Consider the following 20,073-nt stretch of genomic DNA (forward strand, 5'->3'; position numbering starts at 1 on the left):
TCAGGCGGCAGGCACGGAGCCGCGGTCTCCCCGGCCCAGCCGGCCGGGAAGGGACGCGGCGAGTTCGGGGACCGGCGGCTAGGTCAGGGTCAGGTGTCCCGCCGGAGCGTCCAGCACGACAAGCGGGAGCTCGCGGTGGACAAGGTAGTCGCAGGCAGCCGGGCCGGCCATCCTCAGGCCGGGGCACCTGCTTCCATGGTGTTCAGCGCCTATGTTGGCAGCGCGCAGTCCGGCCCTGAACGCCCTGGTGCGAATGGGTGTCAGACCTTCAAGCCCGCACCAGCTCAGGTACAGACCATACAGTTCTTCCATGCTGAGCCCGTCCCCGTCCGGATCTGGGGCGACGCACTCATTGAGGAAATCTTCCAGTGGTGTCTTCGTCATCGTGGCCTCCTGCATCCTGGCGGCAGAGCCGCCCAACTGCCGGCCGCCCGGCGCGTGAGCGCAGGACGGCCGGCCGGGTGCCAGCGGGATCAGGCCTGCTGGACGTTGTCCTTGGCCGTGGCGGTGCGGTCCTTGACGTCGGCAACGGCGCCCTGGCCCTCGGCCTTGACGTGCTCGGTCGCGTCAGCGGCGGTGGCCTTGACGTTCTCCATCGCGGCCTGGGCGGGTTCCTTGAGCCCCTCAGCGACGTGTTTGGCGGCCTCGGTGAGTTCCGTGGTGAGCGGTTCGGCCGCGGTCTTCAGGGCATCGGCGGCTTCGCGTTCCTTCTGGCTGGCCGGGATCAGGGAGGAGACCAGCAGGCCGGCCCCGAAGGCGATCAGGCCTGCCGCGAGCGGGTTGCCCCGGGTCTTGGTCCTGACCTGTGCGGGGGCGTCCCCGATGGCCGCGCCGGCATCTCCCAGGTGCGCCCCGGCGGTCCCGGTGGCGGAGTGGACATTGCCGGCGGTGTGGTCGGCAGCTCCCATGACTTTCTCCTTCACTCCAAAGACGGCGTCCTTGACGTTTTCCTTCACCTTGTCGGTCTGGCGCTGGACGATGTTGGACGGGGTGACCTTGTCCGCGACGGCATCGACATTGGTGCCCAGCCGTGCGCGGGTTGCTTCGATATCTGCTCGGATGACATCCGGGTTTTCACTCATCGTGGTTCCTCGCTGTGTTTAGGTGGTGGGCTTGAGCGTGGGCGGGATTTCCTGCAGCGTCTCGGCGGTCTGGGGCATGCCCTTGATCGCGTTGAGTTCCTTGCGGCCCCTGGCTGCCAGGACCGCGGCGACGACTCCCCAGATGAGGGCCACGACGACACCGGACCAGCCCAGGCCCATGACGGTCCCGAGCGCCCACCAGAGCGCCAGGGACAGGAACAACAGGACAAAGTGACCGGCGACGCCGGCGCCGGCCAGCATCCCGGCGCCCTTGCCGGCACGGGTCGCGGACTGCCTGAGCTCGACCTTCGCCAGCTCCACTTCCTGCCGCATCAGGGTGGACATGTCCCGCGTGACCTCGCCCAGCAGATCACCCAGCGACGTCGTTTCAGCCTTGGCATGCGCCGCGGTCGGAGGTACCTCTGGCATCTCGTGGCTCACAGCTGGCCCCCTTCCCGGCGAGGAAAGGGAACTTCGTCCCGGAGCGTCGTATCGGCTGCCGTACCGGACGGCAAAGTCTGGGTCGAAACGGGACCGGCCGTGCCGGGAAGGTCCGGCCCGTCAAAGAACCGGTCCCCGGATCCAGCGGCAATAACCGTCTCCTGGTGTGCGGGAACCGCCACCCGAGGCGACGGCTGCGCGGGCTTCGAGGGCCGGGCCTGCGTGCCCGGCGCGCCGGCCTGCAGGCTTCGTCCCAGACGGCCGGCGAGCAGCCCGGCGCCGGCTGCGACCATCAGGAATGTTCCCGGGCGCTGGCGGGCAAAGGACTTCACTTCCTCCAACAGGGATCCCGGATCCCGGTTCTCAAGCCAGGTGGCCACGGACCGGGACCGCTCGGCTGCCTGCCGGACAAGGTCAGTTGCGACGCCGGGCTGGTCGGAGGCATCGGCCATGGTGCTCAGCTGCGAGGAAATTGAGCGGATCCCTTCCGCGGCTCGCTGCTGCTGCGTGCCCGCCTGGTCCGTGAGGTCGGTTCTTGCCTGCTGCAGCAGGCCGAGTGCACTCGTTTTTGCCTCGGTCGCGACGTTAGCAACCTCTGCCTTGGCAGTGCCGGCCACGTTTTTCACATCCGCTGCGGCGTGCCCGGCGACGGCCGCCGCTTCGTCTTTCGCCGTTCCTGTCGTGGACGCGGAGCCGGCAGTTCCGGTGGTGGACGCGGAGCCCGCCGCACCGCCGGAGGGCACTGTGCCCGTGGTCGGGTAGGCGTCCGCGGAGCCTACTGGGGTCGTCTGGGGCCACTGGTTCTCTGTCATCGTTGCTCTCTTTCAGGAAGGGCCCGGAGGTGAGTCTTGAACCCGCGGTGCCGGTGAATTAGTAAGCACGGTTACTAATTAAATAGTAAGCACACTTCCTGATTGTTTCGCAAGACTTCCGGTCATATTCAAAAACTGCATAGAGCTCGCGCGTTCCGGCGGCCGGCGTCGCCCGTGGTGAAAAATTGGTAAGTAGGCTTGCCAAGTACTTACTAAGCATGCTTATGGTGGTTATGCAGCAATCCCCACGGATTCGCTGCAGCCCAAGCTGCACGACAGATCCAAGGAGGCATCATGCTCGCCAGGGAACATATTGATGACTTGCTTCAGCGCAACGGGAACGTCCTGACGAATGATGGGGACAAGATCGGATCCATCGGCCAGGTATACGCGGATGATGAGAACGGCCAGCCAACCTGGGTCACGGCCAAGACCGGGCTCTTCGGCATGTCGGAATCCTTCGTCCCGCTGGAAGGAGCCCGCGTCGAGGGGGGCGACATCCTTGTGCCGTACACGAAGGAGCAGGTGAAGGACGCTCCCCGGGTGGACACCGATGGGCGCCTTGAGCCCGACGAGGAGGACCGGCTCTACGCCCACTATGGTCTGAGCGGGGGAGGTCGGACCTACACCGAGGCGACAGCCGGCCTGGACGCAGACCGCCGCGAAGGGGTGCTGCTGCGCAAGTACGTCACCACGGAACCCATGACCGACGACGTACCCGTCGATGAGGAAGTACGCAAGGAACACATCAGAACGGACGGCGACCACAACACGCGCCGATAGCGGCGGGGGCGGGTCAGGGTTCCGGCCAAGGCCGGAGCCCGACCTGCTTTCCCTGTTTGAGCCTTTCCCCAAGTAAGGAAGGCCGTCATCTGTTCCGCTCAAGGAAGGCCGTCACCGATGCCCCTCGATCCGCAGGACCACGTCCGGGACGGCTATCTGCTTCTGACCACGGCTGCCCGCCTTGTCCAGCGCCGCTTTGACGAGGCCCTGGCACCGCTGGGCCTGACCCGGGCAGCAGTCATCGCACTCAAGGCCATGTCACACCGACCCATGAACCAGGAACAACTCGCCGCAGTCGTCCACGTGCAAAGCCAGACCCTGGGCCGGGTCCTGACGCGCCTGGAGGCGGAAGGCATGGTCACGAGGACCCGAGACCCCCATGACCGCCGCCAGTTCCAGGTAGAGATAACCGACGCCGGGGAAACGGCCCTCAGAGCGGCCCGTGACGCTGAGAGCGCCGCCCTCCCCTCAGACTTTGACGGATGGGAAATCCTCCGGGAGCAACTCTCCCGGTTTGTGCATTCCTTCCCGGATCCCCGACAGGCGCGGGATTCAACCCGCAACTGATCCACCGGCATACCGGATTCGCCCTGCCCGCCTGTGATGAGTCTCACGGGCAACAATGCGCAATCAGCTTGAGGCGGCAGCGCCGCGCTGTGCACTATGGAAAGGCAGGCGGGGACGGATAATTCCCGGCCTGGACAGCTTTACCCATCCTGGTGGACGCAATGAGGCCAAACCGGTGAGCTCGCAGAGCCGCCAGCGGTCTCGGAGCGTTCCCGGTTTGGCCCTACGGCGGCTCCGCATCGGTGCGGCGGCCGGACACCCGGATCACGAATGGAAGCACTGAACAATGACGTTTGAAACTGCCACCTCTGTCACCCACAAGCTTTGGGACCGCTCCACAATGCACCACGAACTGGACTCCCTGATCCACGACCTCTCGGTCCGGCACAACACCCCGAAGAGCAACATCGCGGTCCACGCCAGCGGCCCTGGCACATTCACGCTGAGCCTGAACCACGGCGCCGCCACCCTCGAGTCCGTCTCCTCCTAGCACCCCATTCACCACGTAACGCCACGACGACGGCGGGAGTCTCCCGCCGTCGTCGTCCCGGCTTAACCGCGCGTCGTCTCCGATGTCACAACACGCACCCAGCCCGCGGGCGCGGACCCCGGGCGGCTACTCGCTGTGCCCCTGATCGCGGCTCATCTGGTCCTCGGCCGGAGGGGTCTCTCCCGGCGGCACTCCCCCGCCAGGCTCCAACCCGGTGACCTTGCCCTCGAGCGGATCGGGGTTGGCCGAGGCCCCCGCATCGGTGTCACCCGACGCGGCCGGATCCGGGATCGAGTATTCGGGCACGCCCGGATTCTTTCCGCCGTCCGCCCGCGGCGGGTCGGGGTTGGCGGGATCATTTTCGGGATGATACGTACTCATGGTTATGCCTTTCACTGCTCTCGGTTGGACCTGGACAGACAGGCTGCTGCGCGGCCCCGTTCAGGGCTTTAGGATCACCTTGATGCAGCCGTCTTCTTTCTTCTGGAAAATTTCGTAGGCGGCCGCGGCGCCGTCCAGGGAAACCTCGTGGGTCTTGAGGTCCATCACGCCCAGCGGGTCGCTCGGGTCTTCCACGAGGGGGATGAGGTCGTCTGTCCAGTTCCGGACGTTGCACTGGCCCATCCGGAACTGAATCTGCTTGTCGAACATGGTGAGCAGGGGCATCGGGCTTGCCGTGCCTCCGTAGACTCCGCTGAGCGAGATGGTGCCGCCGCGCCGCACAGCGTCCACGGCTGAGTGGAGGACGGTCATGCGGTCCACACCGGCCGTTTCCATGGCCTTTTTTGCCAGCGCGTCGGGCAAGAGCCCCACTGCATGCTGGGCGAACGCGCCGACGGGGGAATTATGCGCTTCCATCCCGACGGCGTCGAGCACCGCATCGGGGCCACGCCCCCCGGTCATCTCGCGCAGCTGGTCGCCGATGTCGTCCGTGAAATCCATGGTTTCCACTCCGTGCCGTTCTGCCATGCGGCGGCGTTCCGGAACCGGTTCTATCGCAATGACCCGCTGGCCGAGGTGGCGGCCGATTCGGCTGGCGAACTGCCCCACCGGACCGAGGCCGAAGACTGCCAACGTGCCGCCCTCGGGGACGTCGGCGTAGGTCACCCCCTGCCAGGCAGTGGGCAGGATATCGGAGAGGTAGAGATAGCGTTCATCAGGCAGCTCATGGCCCACCTTGATCGGCCCGTAGTCTGCATGCGGCACCCTCAGGTATTCCGCCTGGCCGCCCGGGACGGACCCGTAGAGCTCGGAGAATCCGAAGAGGCTCGCACCGCTGTTGTGGTCATGAACCTGCGTGGTCTCACACTGGGATTGCAGCCCCTGCCTGCACATCCAGCAGTGTCCGCAGGAGATGTTGAACGGGATGACCACGCGGTCCCCGGGCACAAGATTCGTAACAGCGGACCCCACTTCCTGGACTATGCCCATGGGTTCGTGTCCCAGAATGTCCCCGGACTTCATATACGGCCCGAGCACCTCGTACAGGTGCAGGTCGGAACCGCAGATCGCCGAGGACGTGATCTTCACAATGGCGTCCGTGGGCTCCTGGATCACTGGATCCGGAACCACCTCGACGCTGACCGACCGCTTTCCCTGCCAGGTAAGTGCTCTCATGCCGTACTCCGTTCAGATAGCAATAATAAGTATGCTGAGCAATTGATTATTGCTCGTCACCGCGTCGATGAAAAGCTCCCTGCGCGCCGAGGACGGTGAGAGCCTCGGCCCGCAGGCGTGAACAGGAGGAGGTTTCGGGGGGAACTCTTCACTTGCGCGTAGACTGAGAAAGCAAAGCATGCTTACTACTTGGCCTGCCCGGCCCCTAACCGGCGAACTCCCTGAAAGGCACCAGCCATGCTTCTCCTCTTCGGCCTCAAGACCGTACTGAACAACCTCCCCGGACGGCCGGCAACCTGCCAGTACTGCGGCCGGTTCGTTCACCACCACCTCCAGGAACGCGCCACCAAGTTCACGCTGTTTTTCATCCCGGTCCTCACCACGTCCCGGACCTACCGGATCTCCTGCACGAACTGCGGCCAGACTTCCGCCATCAATGCCCGGCAGAAGAAGGCGGTGGCCTGGTGAAAGCCTGCGGCGCCCAATCCTGTTTTGCTCAGCAGTAACGCATGGCATGAGAATCTCCTTAAGCGGTGCGGCCGGCCAGACTCTCGCTGCCGCCTTCAAAGCCCTGAAGGCCGTGCGCCCCAATCGACCCATCCACCCCACGGGCGTGGCCCTCACCGGAACCATCGAACGGTGGCCCGGCTGCGGGGAAAGCGGAATCCTGTGGATAGACTCCCCCGGCACTGCTGCGGTGAGCGCCCGGTTATCGCGGTCGATCGGCATGCCCCCGGGCTGGCCTGACGTCCTCGGCCTGGCGCTGCGGATTACCACGGAGTCAGGTCCGGCGGACATTTTATTGGCATCAACGGCCATGTCCTGGCCTGGACGACTTATGCTCACCGCTCACCGCTATGCCAGTAACAGCAAGCTGACGTCACTCATGCCCTACAAGGGATCGACGGGGCCGGTTCTGCTGGCAGCCCGCCCGGAGTCGACCGGAAGGGGCCTTCCGGCCACCCCGGCGTCATTCCGCGAGTCACTGGCCGCCAACACCTGGACTTTGGGCCTCTACCATGCCCGGCCCACCGGGCCCTGGACCCGATTCGGCACTCTCCTGCTGACCCTCGACCCGGAACAGGCAGACCTCAACACGAGGTTCGACCCGCTGAGGCGCCCCCTGCCCGGTGCGGGAACCTACGGATGGGCGGGCCAACTACGGAAGCCGTCCTACGAGGCCGCCCGTCAACCGCGCCCGTAGCCGCAGCGCCAGGGTGCCTCCGGACGTTCGGGGCAGAAGAGAAACACAAGGGGTCAAATCTGGCCTGTCCGGCCATCCTGCTGGCACACTGAGCCGATGAGTGATCCTCTCCAGCGGTCCGCGCGGCCCGGCGTCCGCGCCGCGATGTTCGTTGATTTCGACAACGTCTACACCGGCCTGATGGCCTTGGACCCGGCCGCCGCCAAACGGTTCGCCGAGGATCCCAAGCACTGGACGGAGGCGCTGGCCGACGGCGGTGCCGGCGGGGAATCCCGGCGCTTCCTGATCCGCAACTGCTATCTCAACCCCGTGGTGTACTCGAAGTACCGGACCTATTGGACCCGGGCGGGGTTCCGCGTGATCGACTGCCCGTCGCTGACTCAGCGGGGCAAGAGCAGCACAGACATCAACCTGGTGCTGGAAGCCATGGACGCGCTGTCCGGCAGCGGCGGCATCGACGAGTTCTTCATCGCCTCGGCCGACGCCGACTTCACGTCCCTGATCCAGCGGTTCCGCGCCGCCGACCGGATGACCACCGTCATCGCCGCCGGCGCCGTGGCCTTCGCCTACCGGGAGATGGCGGACCATGTGGTGGAATCCCACGACTTCGTCGCCATCCTCAACGGCACCACGGTGGAGCCGGTTCACGCGGTGGCATCCCCGAAGCAGCAGCACGCCCCGGCCGCGGCGACGCCGAAAACCAAGGCGGCCTCGCCCGCGGTCCGTGACGTCCTGGAGTTCGTCCGCACCGCTCCGGGACCGGTGGTCGGCGCGATGGTGGCCCACCGCGCGCTCACCGCAGACCCGTCCCTGAAGACGGACTGGGGCGGCTTCGGCAAATTCGGGACCTGGGTGGCCCAGATCGGCCAAAGCATCGAATACTCGCCGGCACAGGGCGGGTGGGTGTGGGACGCCAAGCGGTTTTCGAGCGAGGACCTTCCCGCCCCGGCGGACCTGCAGCCCGGCATCGAGGAGCAGGTCACCCGGGTGACGGATGTTCCAGCACTGTCCGAGGCCCAGTTCCGGCAGGTGTTCCTGGCCATGGCGGCGAGGCTTCGTGAGCATCCGCTCAACCGCACCGAATTGTCCCGGCTGGTCCGGGATGACTGCGTCAGCGCGGGCCAGCCGGTCTCCCGGAACGCGGTGAACTTTGTCCTGCAGGGCCTCGCCTACGCCAATTTCCAGCTCAACGACCAGGCGACGGCCGCAGATCTGGCAGCGGCCTGGACCGCGAACGTGGAGGAACTCTGCCGCGTTGCGCTGCTGGAGTTCGACGCCGCCGAGAAGTCCGCGGTGCGCCGCTGGGCCAGCGGCGGTCTGCTGGAGTCCACGGAGACCGGCGACTCCCGTGACTAGCAATGTTTCCGACGCCAAGGCGGCGACGGCCGTTGTGCTAGATTTCGGCCCATGATCCCGCACCTGCCAAGCCACCATGCCGACGCTCCCGCGGCCGCCGCCATCGGGCTCCTGGCGAGGCAGGGCTATGACGCAACCTCTGTTGACGACCTTGCGGACGCCGCCGGCATGAGCCGCAGCACGTTCTTCCGCAAGTTCGGGTCAAAGGAGGACGTCGTCTTCGCTGACCACGAGCGGATCCTCCGGCAGGTCACCGACCGTCTGGCGGAAACGATCCAGGAACCGCTCGCAGCGATCGAGGATGCGGCGCTGCTGGTTTTCAATCACCACCTGCGGAACCAGGAAACGTCCCGCGCGCGTTATGAGCTCATGCAGGCCGTGCCGGCACTCCGGGACCGCGAACTGGTCACGTCCTACCGGTACGAGAGGGCCTTCGTGCAGCACCTGCTGGATAGACTGCCCGACATCGAACATCGTGAATACAAGGCAGTCTCCTTCGCCGCAGCGGCGGTCGCCGTGCACAACGCCTTCCTTCGGGGGTGGCTACGCACTGCAGCCTCCAGCCCGGAAGCAGTGACGGCTGACCGGGACAGGTCTGCCGCACTCGCGAATGAACTTCGGGCCCTCTCGGAGATCTTCCGGCCAGCGCTGCTCGGCCCCGGCACGCCAGCGCAGCCGTCCCCGTCCGTCGTCGTGACCGTCCTTGCCGCGGGCGCCGACAAGGACGCGATAGTGCAGGCGGTCCGCGAAGCGCTGCACTGACGTCGATCCGCCGTGAAACTGAGTTTCTTGACGTGGAACCGCGTTTCAATGCATCCTTAGTCGATGTGGTGTGAGCCACAGCACGCGGGCGACCAGGTCCCGGCGCCGAGACAGAGGACAAACACATGACGACGACGTCGCCCGTAGAATCCGGCTTGAACCAGAACGCCAATATCCCCGTCATCCTCAGCGGCGCCCGAACCCCCTTCGGCCGTTTCCGCGGCGGCCTCACACCCTTCTCCTCCAGCGACCTTGGCGCCCACGCCATCCGCGCCGCCCTTGACCGCGCCGGGGTCGCCCCCGAACAAATCGGAGCAGTCATCGTCGGCCAGGTCATCCAGGCCGGGGCCGGCCAGGGTCCGGCGCGGCAGGCGAGTCTAGCCGCCGGAATCGGCTGGGACGTGCCCACCGTGACGGTCAACAAGCTCTGCCTCTCCGGCCTGACAGCCGTGATTGACGCCGCACGGATGATCCGGGCGGGGGAAGCGGACTTCATCGTTGCAGCCGGCCAGGAATCCATGACGAACGCACCCCACCTCGTGCCCGGGCTCCGCGCCGGCGTCGTCATCGGGGAAGCCCCGATGCTGGATTCGCTGAACAAGGACGGGCTGCAGGATCCGGTCAGCGGCCTGCTGATGGGCACGGCCACGGACGCCGGGAACGCCGAACGCGGTATCACCCGCGCCGAGCAGGACGCCGTCGCAGCGCGGTCGCACCAGCGGGCCGAGGCAGCACGCGCCGCCGGCGTGTACGCCGAGGAAATCGCCCCGATCGACCTTCCCCAACGCAAGGGGCCCGCGGTGACCCTCGAGCACGATGAGGGCATCCGCCCGGAGACCACGGCCGAATCCCTGGCACAGCTCCGTCCCGCGTTCTCGAACGACGAAACGGCGACCATCACCGCAGGATCCTCCTCCCCGCTCTCGGATGGTGCCGCCGCCCTGGTGATCGCCAGCAAGGCCGCAGCCGAAGCGGCCGGGCTCGAGTGGATTGCCGAAATCGGCGCGCACGGCCAGACGGCGGGACCGGACGGATCCCTGCACTCCCAACCTGCCCGCGCCATTGAACTCGCCCTCAAACGGGAGGGCCTCACCGCGCAGGAGCTCGATCTTGTCGAGATCAACGAAGCCTTCGCTTCCGTGCTCATCCAGTCCGCCAGGGACCTGGGCCTCGATCCGGAGGAAATCAACGCAGAGGGAGGCGCCATCGCGCTCGGGCATCCGGTCGGGGCTTCGGGCGCCCGTCTGGTCCTGCACCAGGCGCTGGCGCTGAAGCGCCGAGGCGGAGGCACCGGCGTCGTCGCACTCTGCGGCGGCGGAGGCCAGGGCGACGCCCTGATCCTGAAGGCATGACCATCCCTACGAAGAAGCAGGCCATGAACCCCACCAATCCCGAAGAGGGCTTCGGAACCACCTCCGTCGCAGCCATCCTGGCCGAGTCCGCTCGAAGGACCCCGCACCGCACCGCACTGATCGTCGGTGAGGACGAAACCAGCTACGGCGACCTCTGGAGTGAGACCCGCGCCTACGCCGGGGCACTGCGGGCCCGCGGCATCGGCCCCGGGGACGCCGTCGCCGTGCTGATCCCCAACGTCGCGGACTTCGCCCGGGTGTACTACGCCATCCTGTCGCTCGGCGCCATTGTGGTTCCGGTGCACGCACTGCTCAAGGCACGGGAAATCGAATACGTGCTCCAGGACAGCGGCGCCAGGATGCTGATCTGCGCCGCCCCGCTCCTGAAGGAAGGCGCAGCCGGTGCCGCCAGCACCGGGACCGATCTCCTGACCGTGATGGCGCCCGACGACGGCGGGCTGCCGCGGCTCGAAGCCGAGGCCGCCGCGGCCGAGCCGATCCGCAGTTACGTCCCCTGCAGGCCCTCGGACACCGCCACAATCCTGTACACCTCCGGCACCACCGGCAAACCGAAGGGAGCCCTCGGCACCCACTTCGCCCTGGTGGAACAGACTTCCGTCATACTGACGTCCGTCATGGACTTCAAGCCGGGCGATGTCCTCTTCGGGGGGTTGCCGCTCTTCCACACGTTCGGCCAGACAGTAGTTCTCAACGCGGGGCTGCGGGCGGGCGCCACCATCGTCATGATGCCCCGGTTCAGCGGCGAAGGCGCCATCAAGCTGATGGCCCGGCACAACGTCAACATCTTCCTGGGAGTGCCGACCATGTATGTGGGGCTCCTCGAAGCGGCCAAGGCCACGGATGTCCGCCCGGCTGCCCTCCGCTACGGCATCTCCGGCGGCGCCTCCCTCCCGCTCACCGTCATGGACAAATTCCGCGATGTCTTCGGCGTGGAAATCCACGAAGGCTACGGTCTGACCGAAACATCCCCCGTCGCCGCGTTCAACCATGTCGGGACCCCACCCCGGCCCGGCACCATCGGGGTGGCCATTTGGGGAGTCGACATCGAAATCGCCCGCGCCGAAACGGTCGAAAGCATCGAGCTGCTGCCCGCGGGCGAACTCGGCGAACTCGTCATCCGCGGGCATCTGCTGATGAAGGGCTACCTCAACCGGCCCGATGCCACCGCCGAGGCGATCGTCGACGGCTGGTTCCGCACCGGCGACCTTGGGACGAAGGACGACGACGGCTACCTGACCATCGTCGACCGCAAAAAGGACATGATCATCCGCAACGGCTACAACGTCTACCCCCGCGAGGTGGAGGAAATCCTCCTGACCCACCCGGAGGTCGTCAGCGCCGCGGTCTACGGAATCCCGCACGACGTCCACGGCCAGGAAATTGCAGCCGCGATCGTGCTCGACGCGGGAGCCGCCGCCACCGAAACAGACCTAATGGAATTCGCAAGCGCCCAGCTCGCCGCGTACAAGTATCCGCGCGTCATCAGGCTGCTCACGGAGCTCCCTCTCGGCCCCAGCGGAAAAATCCTCAAGCGAAACCTGGTGACCGGGCCCGTCGGGTCCTAGAAGGCAGTGCGCCCCAGCAGATGGGACCCGGGAAATCCCGGAAACTCAAAACACCCCCGCCTGACAGGCAGCGTCACAAGGTGGCGGCTTCTTCCTGCGCCAGTCTGACCAGCCGAAGTTCGTCCTCCACCGCGCGGGCCGGCCAATAGTCCTTCGCCAGCTCCCCCGCCCGGGTCCGGTCTGCGTCCGGGAAGAGCTTGCCGAACAGCCCGGCGGCGTGAAGCAGGGCGATCAGCGCCGTGATCCTGGGATCGGGCGCCTTGGCAACGGGGGCCTTGGAAACGGGGGCGGCACCGGGCGCCGCGGACTCAGGTGCGGCACCAGGCGCCGCGGCCCCTGGCTCGGCAGCGGGCGCATCGGCAGCGGGCGTGGTCTCGGGCGTCTCGGCATCGGCCGTTGTCTCGGGCGCTTTGGCATCGGCCCTTGCGGGTGCCGGCGGCGCACCGCTGAGTGCCGCCTCTATTCCCTGCAGGAGCGCAGCTTCCGGACCGTGATCCGTTTCCGGGTACCGCGTGGACCTGAACCGACCAAGGCGTTTTTCGCCGGCGGGTTTCAGGATGCCCAGTGACGCCATCGTCTCGTAGACGCGCTGCACTTCGGCCCGGCCCTCCAGCATGGAGACCCAGCTCTTGGGAGTGTGGGGCCGGGATTTGCCCCGGATAAGCTCCAGCTCGTGCTGGAAGTCCGTTTTCGGTACGGCGCCGGTCGCCCTGACGTGCTTGCCCTGCAGCTCGATGGCACCGAGCAGGTCCAGCTCGGCCAGTATTGCCCCGGCCAGGGTGGTCCTGAGTGCAAACACCGGCACTTCAGGTGAGCCGTCCTTGTCGTTCGTTGCCAGCAGCAGGAAGGCCTGGGGAAGGCTCAGTTCCGCCGCCGTGGGTGTTTCAGGTGTTTGAGCGTCCATACGCTCATGGTGGCGCAGTTGCGCCGCCCCCACAATGAGGATTTGTACCCCTCTACGGAGCAGATCAGGCGTGCTGATCGACGCGTGGATGACGCCGTTGGCCTGCAGCCGACGACGGTTGGCTAGGTTACGGCTTCTACCTCCGCCAGTCTGATCATGCGCAGTTCGTCCACCACCGCATGGGAGGGCCAGTGTCCATTCGCCAGCTCCCTCACCCGGCTCTGATCTGCTGCCGGGAAGAGCTTACCGAGCAGCCCGGCCGCGTCAAGCAGGGCGATCAGCGCCGCGGTTCGGGCATCGGGCGCTTTGGGCGAAGGCTTGGCATCGGGGGCTGTGGAACCAGGTTCGCCACCGGGCGCCTCGGCACGGGGCGCCCCGGTTTCAGGCTTGGTTTCGGGCACCGTGGCGTCGGCCTTCACGGGTTCCGGCGGCGCAACGATGAGTGCCGCTTCGATCTGTTGCAGGAGCGCAGCTTCCGGACCGTGGTCCTTTTCCGGGTACCGCATGGACTTGAACAGACCAAGGTGTTTCTCGCCGACCGGTTCCACGATGCCCCGTGAGGCCATCTGCTCGTAGACACGCTGCACCTCGGCGCGGCCCTCCAGCATGGCGACCCACCGCTTGGGAGTGTGGGGCCGGGATTTGCCCCGGATGAGCTCCAGCTCGCGCTGGAAGTCCGTGTGCGGGGCGGTGCCGGTCGCCTTGACGTGCTTGCCCTGCAGCTCGATGGCGCCGAGGAGGTCCAGCTCGGCCAGTATTGCCCCGGCCAACGTGGTCCTGAGTGCGTATACCGGCACGGCAGGTTTGCCGTCGCTGTCGTTGGTTGCCAGCAGGAGGAAAGCCTGGGGAAGACTGAGCTCCCCCGCCTTGGGTGTTTGAGCGTCCATACGATCATGGTGGCTCAGTTGCGCCGCCACCACAACGAGTATTTACAAGCCGGAAACCAAAAAGTCTGTTCGCAAACGAAATTGCAGAGTACATTTGATGCAATCAGGCTTGCAGAGTGATGTGCGTTACAGAAGAGGTCCGGACTTGAAAACCAATGCGGCAGATCTTGAAGCCGGCGCGGCAGGCGTCAACGGTGCCGGGAACGATTTCCATGCCTGGCTCGGTGACGCGCTTCCGCGCGTTCCGCTGTCCAAGGCCCAGACCCGGGTGGTCGATGTCATCGCCCGCAATCCGCAACTCTCCTCCTACGCCGACATCGCCGAGATTGCCCAGCGTGCCGACGTCAACAACTCCACCGTGGTCCGCGCGGCCCAGCATCTGGGCTACCGGGGCTGGCCCGATCTCCAGCGGGAGCTGCGCTCCCGCTACCTCGTGATGATCTCCACCGAGGACACCCTGACCGAGCACGGCGAACACCGCAGTCCGCTCCACGACGCGCTCAACCACGACATCGAGAACCTGCGCCTGACGCTGGAGTCGAATACGGCCGACGACGCCGAGGCCGCCATCGCGGCCATGGCCGCCGCCCGGTCCATCACCGTCGTCGGGCTCGGCTCCTTCGCCGGCCCCGCCAGCGTGATGGCGCACCTGGGCTCCACCATGGGCTACCCCATCACCCTGGAGAACCGCGGCGGCGTCCACCTCGCTTCCAGCACCAACACGCTGGGTGAGGGGGACGTCCTGGTGGTCATCAACATGTGGCGCTCCATCCGGCAGATCATCGTCACCGCCGAAGCCGCCAAGCAGGCAGGCGCCACGGTCATTGCCGTCAGCGACATGCGCCGCGGCCGCCTGGCAGCTGCGGCTGACCATCTTCTCGTGGTGGCCTCGGAAGGCATTTCCTTCTTCCAGTCCGTCACGGCCGCAAACTCGGTGATCTACGGCCTGCTCGCGGGCATGGAGGCGGCGCATCCCGAACGCAGCCGCGCCGCCATCCGCCGCACCCAGCAGCTGTGGAAAGACCTGGACATCTATCTCGACTGACCCCTCCAACCCTGACACGTCCCCGACCCGCACACTTCAGGAGCAGTTCATGAACACCAGCACCGACCGCCGCATCGCCGTCATAGGCCTCGGAGCCATGGGCGGCGCGATGGCCGCCACCCTCCACGAGTCCGGCTGGGATGTCACCGGCTTCGACCCCTCCGAGGCGGCCCGGGCCTCCGCCGCGCATACTGGAATTCCCACCACCTCCACCCTCGGGGATCTCGCCGGGACCCCGTACGCGGTGCTCTCCCTGCCCGCAGCCAGCATCGTGGAAACCACCGTGCCCCAGCTCCTGGCGGCCCCGGGAACCGTCGCGATCATTGATACCACCACCTCCGAACCGGCCACCAGCAAGCTCATGGCCTCCCTCGCCGAAGCACAGGGGGCAGCGTTCGTGGACGCGCCGGTTTCCGGCGGCCGCGACGGGGCAGCAACGGGATCCCTGAGCGCCTTCGTCGGCGCAACCGATGCGGCCCTAGCCGCGGCGGAGCCGGTCCTGCTCGCCCTCACCGGCGGCAAGTACCGCCACATCGGGGGCCCCGGCAGCGGCAACGTCGTCAAGCTCCTCAACAACGTCCTGGCAGCGGCGAACCTGGTCTCCGTGGGCGAGGCCCTCGGCGTCGCCAAGGCCTACGGCATCGATCCTGCCACGGCCGCGGCCAGCATCAGCGAGGCCTCCGGCGGCAGCAAGGTCTCCGCGAACATGTACCCGAACTGGGTGATCAGCGGCAGCCACGACTCAGGCTTCTCCCTGGGCCTCATGGCCCGGGACGCCGCCCTCGCCGTGGAGGTCGCCGCCCAAATCGGCGAACGCCCGGCCCTGCTGGCAGCCGTGGCGGGCCAGTGGCAGGACGCCCTGGCCGTCCTCGGACCGAGGGCCGACTTCACCGAAATCGCCAGGACCGTCGCCCCGGCGATCACGCCCGCCGGCGCACCCGGCACCACCAACGGCACCAACGCCGTCGCCTAAGCCTCCAGCCACGAAGGAACACCACCTTGAGCCCCACCACAGCACCCACCACCTCCTCAGCATCCACGGCCCGCGCAGTCCTGGACGCGGCCTTCCCCACCGGCCTCGGCGCCTTCCTTGACGGCCGGACAGTTCCCGGCAGCGGCGAGAGCATCACGCTCACCGCAGCGGCCACCGGGGAGCCCTTTGCCACCTATGCCGACCCAGGAACCGACGGCGCCAGCGCCATCCTGGAAAGCTCGACGGCGGGCGCAACGGTCTGGGGCGGAATGAACGGATTCGAGCGGGCCGCCATCCTGCGCAGCGTCAGCCGCGTCGTGGAAGCCCACGCGGAGGAACTGGCCATCCTGGAGTCCGCCACCACGGGAAAGCCCATCCGCGACGCCCGCGTCGAAGCCGCCAAAGTAGCCGAAATGTTCGGCTACTACGCCGGGTGGGCCGACAAGCTGACGGGCCTGACCATTCCCGTTCCCGGGCCCTGGCACACCTACACCGAACGTGTCCCGTGGGGCGTCGTCGTCGCCATCACCCCCTGGAACGCCCCGCTGTTCACGGCCGGCTGGAACTCCGCCGCCCCGCTGGCCGCCGGCAACGCCGTCATCATCAAGCCCAGCGAATTCACTCCGGCCTCCTCGGTCCGGCTCGCCCAGCTGGCCCACGAAGCGGGGCTGCCGGCCGGCGTGTTCAACGTCGCAACGGGACTGGGCCAGACCGTCGGCGCCGCCCTCACCACCGACCGTCGCGTCGGCAAAATCAGCTTCATCGGCTCCGTCCCCACCGGACGGCGGGTGGCCGTCGCGGCCGCGCAGGCCGGGATTCCCGCCCTGCTGGAACTCGGCGGCAAAAGCGCCAACATTGTCTTCGCCGACGCCGACCTGGACCGGGCCGCCGACGGCGCCATCTCGGCGATCTTTTCCGGCGCGGGCCAGTCCTGCGTCGCGGGATCACGGCTTCTGGTGGAACGCAGCGTGCACGCACACTTCGTCGAGCTGGTCGCCGACAAGGCCGCGCGGCTGCGCGTCGGCGACCCGCTGGACGCGGCCACCGAGGTGGGCCCGATCATCACGCCCCAGCAGTTCGCGACCGTCACCTCCCTCATCGAGGCAGGACTGAGCGACGGCGGACGCCGGGTCACCGGAGCGGCGCTCCCGGAGGCATTCGCCGGCTCCCCGCTGGCCGGCGGGCGCTGGGTGATGCCGACCCTGCTCGACGGGGTGACGCCCGCGAACCGCCTCGAAACCACGGAGGTTTTCGGCCCCGTGGTCGGCGCGGACGCTTTCGACACGGAAGCGGAGGCAATTGCCCGCGCCAACAACACCAACTTCGGCCTCGCCGGGGCCGTGTGGACCTCCGATGTCTCCCGCGCGCACCACATTGCCCGGGACGTGCGGGCGGGCACATTCTGGATCAACTCCTACAAGACCATCCACGTGGCGGTTCCGTTCGGCGGCTTCGGCGATTCGGGCCACGGCCGCTCCTCCGGTCCCGGCGTCCTGGACGAGTACACGCAGACAAAGGCCATCTGGGTGCCCACGCGCGCAGCCGGCTCCCCCTTCCCGTCGCTGTCCTACTAGAACAGGCAGAAACTCATGGAACTGACAGACACAACCCCCGCCATGGCGACCCTCCGCACCGCCCTGGCCGACGGCGTCGAGGACTGGAGGCCCCGGGTCCAGGCCATGGCGCGGGAAATCCATGCCCACAAGGAGGTCTCCTTCGAGGAGGTCCGCTCGGCCGAAGCGGCAGCGGCACTGCTGGCCGAGGGCGGGTTCGAGGTGGAACGCGGCACCGGCGGCCTGCCCACAGCGTTCACCGCGAGCGCCGGCAGCGGCGAACTGACGGTGGCCCTGTGCGTGGAATACGATGCGCTCCCGAACATCGGACACGCCTGCGGGCACAATCTGATCGCGGGAGCCTCCGTCGCTGCCGCCCTTGCCCTGCGGCCCTATGTGGACGAGCTGGGCATCACGCTGAAGGCGATCGGAACGCCCGCCGAGGAGCACGGCGGCGGCAAGGCCCTCCTGCTGGAACGCGGGGCGTTCGACGGCGTCGGCCTGGCCCTGATGGTCCATCCCGTCCAGGACGGCCTGACCTATAACCCGGCAGGCACGAGCGCCCAGGCCGTGGGCCGGTACAAGGCGACGTTCACCGGAAAGGCCGCCCACGCGGCGGCAGCCCCGCATCTCGGGGTGAACGCCGCGGACGCCGCCGTACTGAGCCAGGTCGCCATCGGTCTGCTGCGCCAGCAGATCCCCGCGGACCACCGCATCGCCTGCTTCGTGGCCGAAGCCGGGCACGTCACGAACATCATTCCGGAACGGGCGGTGGTCCAGTTCGAATGCCGGGCCTTCACCATGACGGAATATGAGGCGCTGCTCGACCGTGTCCGGCGCTGTTTCGAGGGGGCCGCGGTGGCCACCGGAACCACCCTGGCCATCGAGGCGGCAGAGCCCCTCTACGAACCCCTGCTGCAGGACAACGCCCTGGCCGCGCACTGGACCGGGGCGATGGCGGAGTTCGGCAAGGACATCTCCCCCTCCGCCGGCCTCAGCGGCGGTTCCACCGACATGGGCAACATCTCCCAGGTCATCCCGTCGCTGCATCCGTGGCTCAGCATTCCCGGCGCGGACGTCCCGATCCATTCCCACGCGTTCGCCGCACTGGCCGACTCCCCGGAGGCTTACGGCGTGATGTTCGAGGCCGCCACCGCGCTGGCCTGGACCGTCGCCGCCGCGGCCTCAACCCCCGCCGAACGAGCACGCTTCACCCAAGCGGCATACCGCCGTCGTACTTTCACCCAGGAAGGCACCTCATGAGCACCCCCACCAAGGCAGCCCGGATAGATACGGCCGGCCCCAAACTGACCATCCCGATTGCCGCTCTGGCCCTGGTCATCGCTGTTGCGGTCCAGTTCATCGGCCAGGCCAAGATTGACCTTGGAATCGGCGCCATCATCATCTTCCCCATGGTCTGGGGGCTCATTCTGGGCCTTCTGGTCTCCGTCCAGAAGTTCAAGCCGCTGGGCCTGGACCTCCAGCGGGTGGCGGCCGCCCTGGTGGGTGTCGCCGTCCTGCTCCTGGTCGCCCGGCTGGCCTTCAACATCGGCCCCAGCCTTCCCAGCCTGATCAAGGCCGGGCCGGCGCTGCTCCTTCAGGAGGTCGGCCACCTGCTGGGCACGATCATGCTGGCGCTCCCCCTGGCCGTCCTGCTCCGGATGGGCAAGGCAACGGTGGGCGCCACGTTCTCCCTGGACCGGGAACCGTCGTTCGCCATGGTCTCGGAAAAGTACGGACCCGATTCGGACCAGTACCGCGGTGTGCTGGCCATGTACGTCTTCGGAACGCTGTTCGGCGCCGTGTTCATCACCCTCCTCACGTCGCTCGTGGCCAACTGGAAGATCTTCGATCCGCTGGCCCTGGCCATGGGCGCCGGCGTGGGGTCCGGCTCCATGATGGCGGCCTCGGCGGCCAGCATCGTCGCCGCCTACCCGGCCGACCAGGAAGCCATCCTCGGTATGGCAGCCGTGTCCAACCTCATCACCACGGTCCTGGGCGTCTACGTCGGCATCTACATTGCGCTGCCGCTGGCCGACCGCTTTTACAAGGCACTCACCCGCAAACAGGCGACCCGCGAGGCCGTGGCCGTCGCGGCGGACGCCGCCCAGGTCCGCAGCGCCGCCGACATCGACCGGGACGAGGCCCAGGCCGAGGAGAACCGCCGGTTCCGCGAACAGGTCGCCGAATCCTCGGCAGCCATCAAGCTCCCGCTCTGGCTGTCCCTGTCCGTCCTCACGGTCCTGGGCATCGGCACCGCATCGGTGGCGGCCAAGGGATTCAGCCTGTCGATCGTCGCCGGGTACGGAATCATGCTCGCGCTGGTCCTGGTCAGCATCGGGCTGTCGAAGGTCACCCGGAAGATTTCGGCCATCGTCTACATCACCACCATCGGCGCGTACGTTTCCAGCCCCTGGTTCTTCGGTGCCGCAGCGCTCACCGCGGCCATCAAGACGGTCGACTTCCTGTCCATCGCCACCGTCATGCTGACACTCGCCGGCCTGTCGCTGGGCAAGGACATCCCCCTGCTGAAGACCATCGGCTGGAAGATCATTCCCGTGGGCCTGGTCGCGATCACCGCGTCCTTCCTGCTCTCCACCGTGATCGCCGAGTTCGCCCTGGGGCTCTGGCACTAACACGCAGCACCGGACTTCGGAAC

22 protein-coding genes are annotated in these 20,073 nt (G+C 67.2%); 14 read left to right on the forward strand and 8 right to left on the reverse strand.

The window, feature by feature from the left end; genetic code table 11:
• Positions 1-78 precede the first annotated feature (78 nt).
• The 4 genes from AC06G6_RS17505 to AC06G6_RS17520 all read right to left on the reverse strand — a co-directional run bounded on the left by AC06G6_RS17505 (position 79) and on the right by AC06G6_RS17520 (position 2,335).
• Positions 79-384: a hypothetical protein gene (locus AC06G6_RS17505; RefSeq protein ID WP_479824196.1), complete on the reverse strand. Its 306-nt coding sequence runs from the start codon at positions 382-384 to the stop codon at positions 79-81.
• Between the two features lie 89 nt (positions 385-473).
• Positions 474-1,082 (reverse strand): DUF3618 domain-containing protein, encoded by a 609-nt coding sequence (locus AC06G6_RS17510; protein WP_479824198.1) that lies wholly within the window; start codon positions 1,080-1,082, stop codon positions 474-476.
• Positions 1,083-1,100: 18 nt separating this feature from the next.
• Complete coding sequence (locus AC06G6_RS17515) at positions 1,101-1,511, reverse strand: phage holin family protein (protein ID WP_479828746.1); 411 nt, start codon at positions 1,509-1,511, stop codon at positions 1,101-1,103.
• An 8-nt stretch (positions 1,512-1,519) separates the two neighbouring features.
• Complete coding sequence (locus AC06G6_RS17520; RefSeq protein WP_479824200.1) at positions 1,520-2,335, reverse strand: hypothetical protein; 816 nt, start codon at positions 2,333-2,335, stop codon at positions 1,520-1,522.
• Positions 2,336-2,629: 294 nt separating this feature from the next.
• Between AC06G6_RS17520 and AC06G6_RS17525 the strand changes: the two genes are divergently transcribed.
• From AC06G6_RS17525 to AC06G6_RS17535, 3 genes are all read left to right on the forward strand, one after another.
• Positions 2,630-3,118, forward strand: a complete 489-nt coding sequence (locus tag AC06G6_RS17525) for a PRC-barrel domain-containing protein (protein WP_479824201.1) — start codon at positions 2,630-2,632, stop codon at positions 3,116-3,118.
• A 117-nt stretch (positions 3,119-3,235) separates the two neighbouring features.
• The gene (locus tag AC06G6_RS17530) at positions 3,236-3,685 is read left to right on the forward strand and encodes a MarR family winged helix-turn-helix transcriptional regulator (RefSeq protein ID WP_479824203.1); all 450 of its coding nucleotides are present in this window, start codon (positions 3,236-3,238) and stop codon (positions 3,683-3,685) included.
• A 286-nt stretch (positions 3,686-3,971) separates the two neighbouring features.
• Entirely contained in the window at positions 3,972-4,175 is a 204-nt protein-coding gene (locus tag AC06G6_RS17535; RefSeq protein WP_479824205.1) for a hypothetical protein, read from the forward strand.
• Between the two features lie 126 nt (positions 4,176-4,301).
• Here the strand turns inward: AC06G6_RS17535 and AC06G6_RS17540 are convergent, their stop codons facing one another.
• Positions 4,302-4,556, reverse strand: coding sequence for a DUF6480 family protein (locus tag AC06G6_RS17540; RefSeq protein ID WP_479824207.1), 255 nt, complete (start codon positions 4,554-4,556; stop codon positions 4,302-4,304).
• 60 nt (positions 4,557-4,616) lie between these two features.
• Entirely contained in the window at positions 4,617-5,792 is a 1,176-nt protein-coding gene (locus tag AC06G6_RS17545; protein ID WP_479824209.1) for a zinc-dependent alcohol dehydrogenase, read from the reverse strand.
• Between the two features lie 237 nt (positions 5,793-6,029).
• On the opposite strand from AC06G6_RS17545, the gene AC06G6_RS17550 reads away from it, so the two are divergent.
• From AC06G6_RS17550 to AC06G6_RS17575, 6 genes are all read left to right on the forward strand, one after another.
• On the forward strand, positions 6,030-6,260 hold the full coding sequence (locus AC06G6_RS17550; protein WP_479824211.1) for a zinc-ribbon domain-containing protein: 231 nt from the start codon (positions 6,030-6,032) through the stop codon (positions 6,258-6,260).
• A 370-nt stretch (positions 6,261-6,630) separates the two neighbouring features.
• Complete coding sequence (locus AC06G6_RS17555; protein ID WP_479824214.1) at positions 6,631-6,996, forward strand: hypothetical protein; 366 nt, start codon at positions 6,631-6,633, stop codon at positions 6,994-6,996.
• A gap of 96 nt (positions 6,997-7,092) precedes the next feature.
• Positions 7,093-8,352 carry an NYN domain-containing protein gene (locus AC06G6_RS17560; RefSeq protein ID WP_479824216.1) on the forward strand — a complete coding sequence of 420 codons (1,260 nt, stop codon included), beginning with the start codon at positions 7,093-7,095 and terminating at the stop codon, positions 8,350-8,352.
• Between the two features lie 51 nt (positions 8,353-8,403).
• A complete protein-coding gene (locus AC06G6_RS17565) occupies positions 8,404-9,114 on the forward strand; it encodes a TetR/AcrR family transcriptional regulator (RefSeq protein WP_479824218.1) in 711 nt (236 codons plus the stop codon).
• 125 nt (positions 9,115-9,239) lie between these two features.
• Positions 9,240-10,466, forward strand: a complete 1,227-nt coding sequence (locus AC06G6_RS17570; RefSeq protein ID WP_479824220.1) for an acetyl-CoA C-acetyltransferase — start codon at positions 9,240-9,242, stop codon at positions 10,464-10,466.
• Positions 10,463-12,052 carry a long-chain-fatty-acid--CoA ligase gene (locus AC06G6_RS17575; RefSeq protein ID WP_479824222.1) on the forward strand — a complete coding sequence of 530 codons (1,590 nt, stop codon included), beginning with the start codon at positions 10,463-10,465 and terminating at the stop codon, positions 12,050-12,052. Before AC06G6_RS17570 ends, AC06G6_RS17575 begins: the two co-directional genes overlap by 4 nt.
• A 73-nt stretch (positions 12,053-12,125) precedes the next feature.
• On the opposite strand, the gene AC06G6_RS17580 is transcribed toward AC06G6_RS17575, so the two are convergent.
• Both AC06G6_RS17580 and AC06G6_RS17585 read right to left on the reverse strand, forming a co-directional pair.
• On the reverse strand, positions 12,126-12,956 hold the full coding sequence (locus tag AC06G6_RS17580) for a GOLPH3/VPS74 family protein (protein ID WP_479824224.1): 831 nt from the start codon (positions 12,954-12,956) through the stop codon (positions 12,126-12,128).
• 122 nt (positions 12,957-13,078) lie between these two features.
• A complete protein-coding gene (locus tag AC06G6_RS17585) occupies positions 13,079-13,843 on the reverse strand; it encodes a GOLPH3/VPS74 family protein (protein WP_479824226.1) in 765 nt (254 codons plus the stop codon).
• Positions 13,844-13,988: 145 nt separating this feature from the next.
• Between AC06G6_RS17585 and AC06G6_RS17590 the strand changes: the two genes are divergently transcribed.
• The 5 genes from AC06G6_RS17590 to AC06G6_RS17610 are packed head-to-tail and all read left to right on the forward strand — an operon-like array spanning position 13,989 to position 20,050.
• The gene (locus tag AC06G6_RS17590; protein WP_479824228.1) at positions 13,989-14,888 is read left to right on the forward strand and encodes a MurR/RpiR family transcriptional regulator; all 900 of its coding nucleotides are present in this window, start codon (positions 13,989-13,991) and stop codon (positions 14,886-14,888) included.
• Positions 14,889-14,937: 49 nt separating this feature from the next.
• Positions 14,938-15,861 (forward strand): NAD(P)-dependent oxidoreductase, encoded by a 924-nt coding sequence (locus tag AC06G6_RS17595; protein ID WP_479824230.1) that lies wholly within the window; start codon positions 14,938-14,940, stop codon positions 15,859-15,861.
• A 26-nt stretch (positions 15,862-15,887) separates the two neighbouring features.
• Positions 15,888-17,435, forward strand: a complete 1,548-nt coding sequence (locus AC06G6_RS17600) for an aldehyde dehydrogenase family protein (RefSeq protein ID WP_479824232.1) — start codon at positions 15,888-15,890, stop codon at positions 17,433-17,435.
• 15 nt (positions 17,436-17,450) lie between these two features.
• Positions 17,451-18,677 carry an amidohydrolase gene (locus tag AC06G6_RS17605; RefSeq protein WP_479824234.1) on the forward strand — a complete coding sequence of 409 codons (1,227 nt, stop codon included), beginning with the start codon at positions 17,451-17,453 and terminating at the stop codon, positions 18,675-18,677.
• Positions 18,674-20,050, forward strand: coding sequence for a DUF3100 domain-containing protein (locus tag AC06G6_RS17610; RefSeq protein WP_479824236.1), 1,377 nt, complete (start codon positions 18,674-18,676; stop codon positions 20,048-20,050). Before AC06G6_RS17605 ends, AC06G6_RS17610 begins: the two co-directional genes overlap by 4 nt.
• Positions 20,051-20,073: the final 23 nt, after the last annotated feature.

This window comes from Arthrobacter sp. CJL-S3 (genome assembly GCF_056711635.1).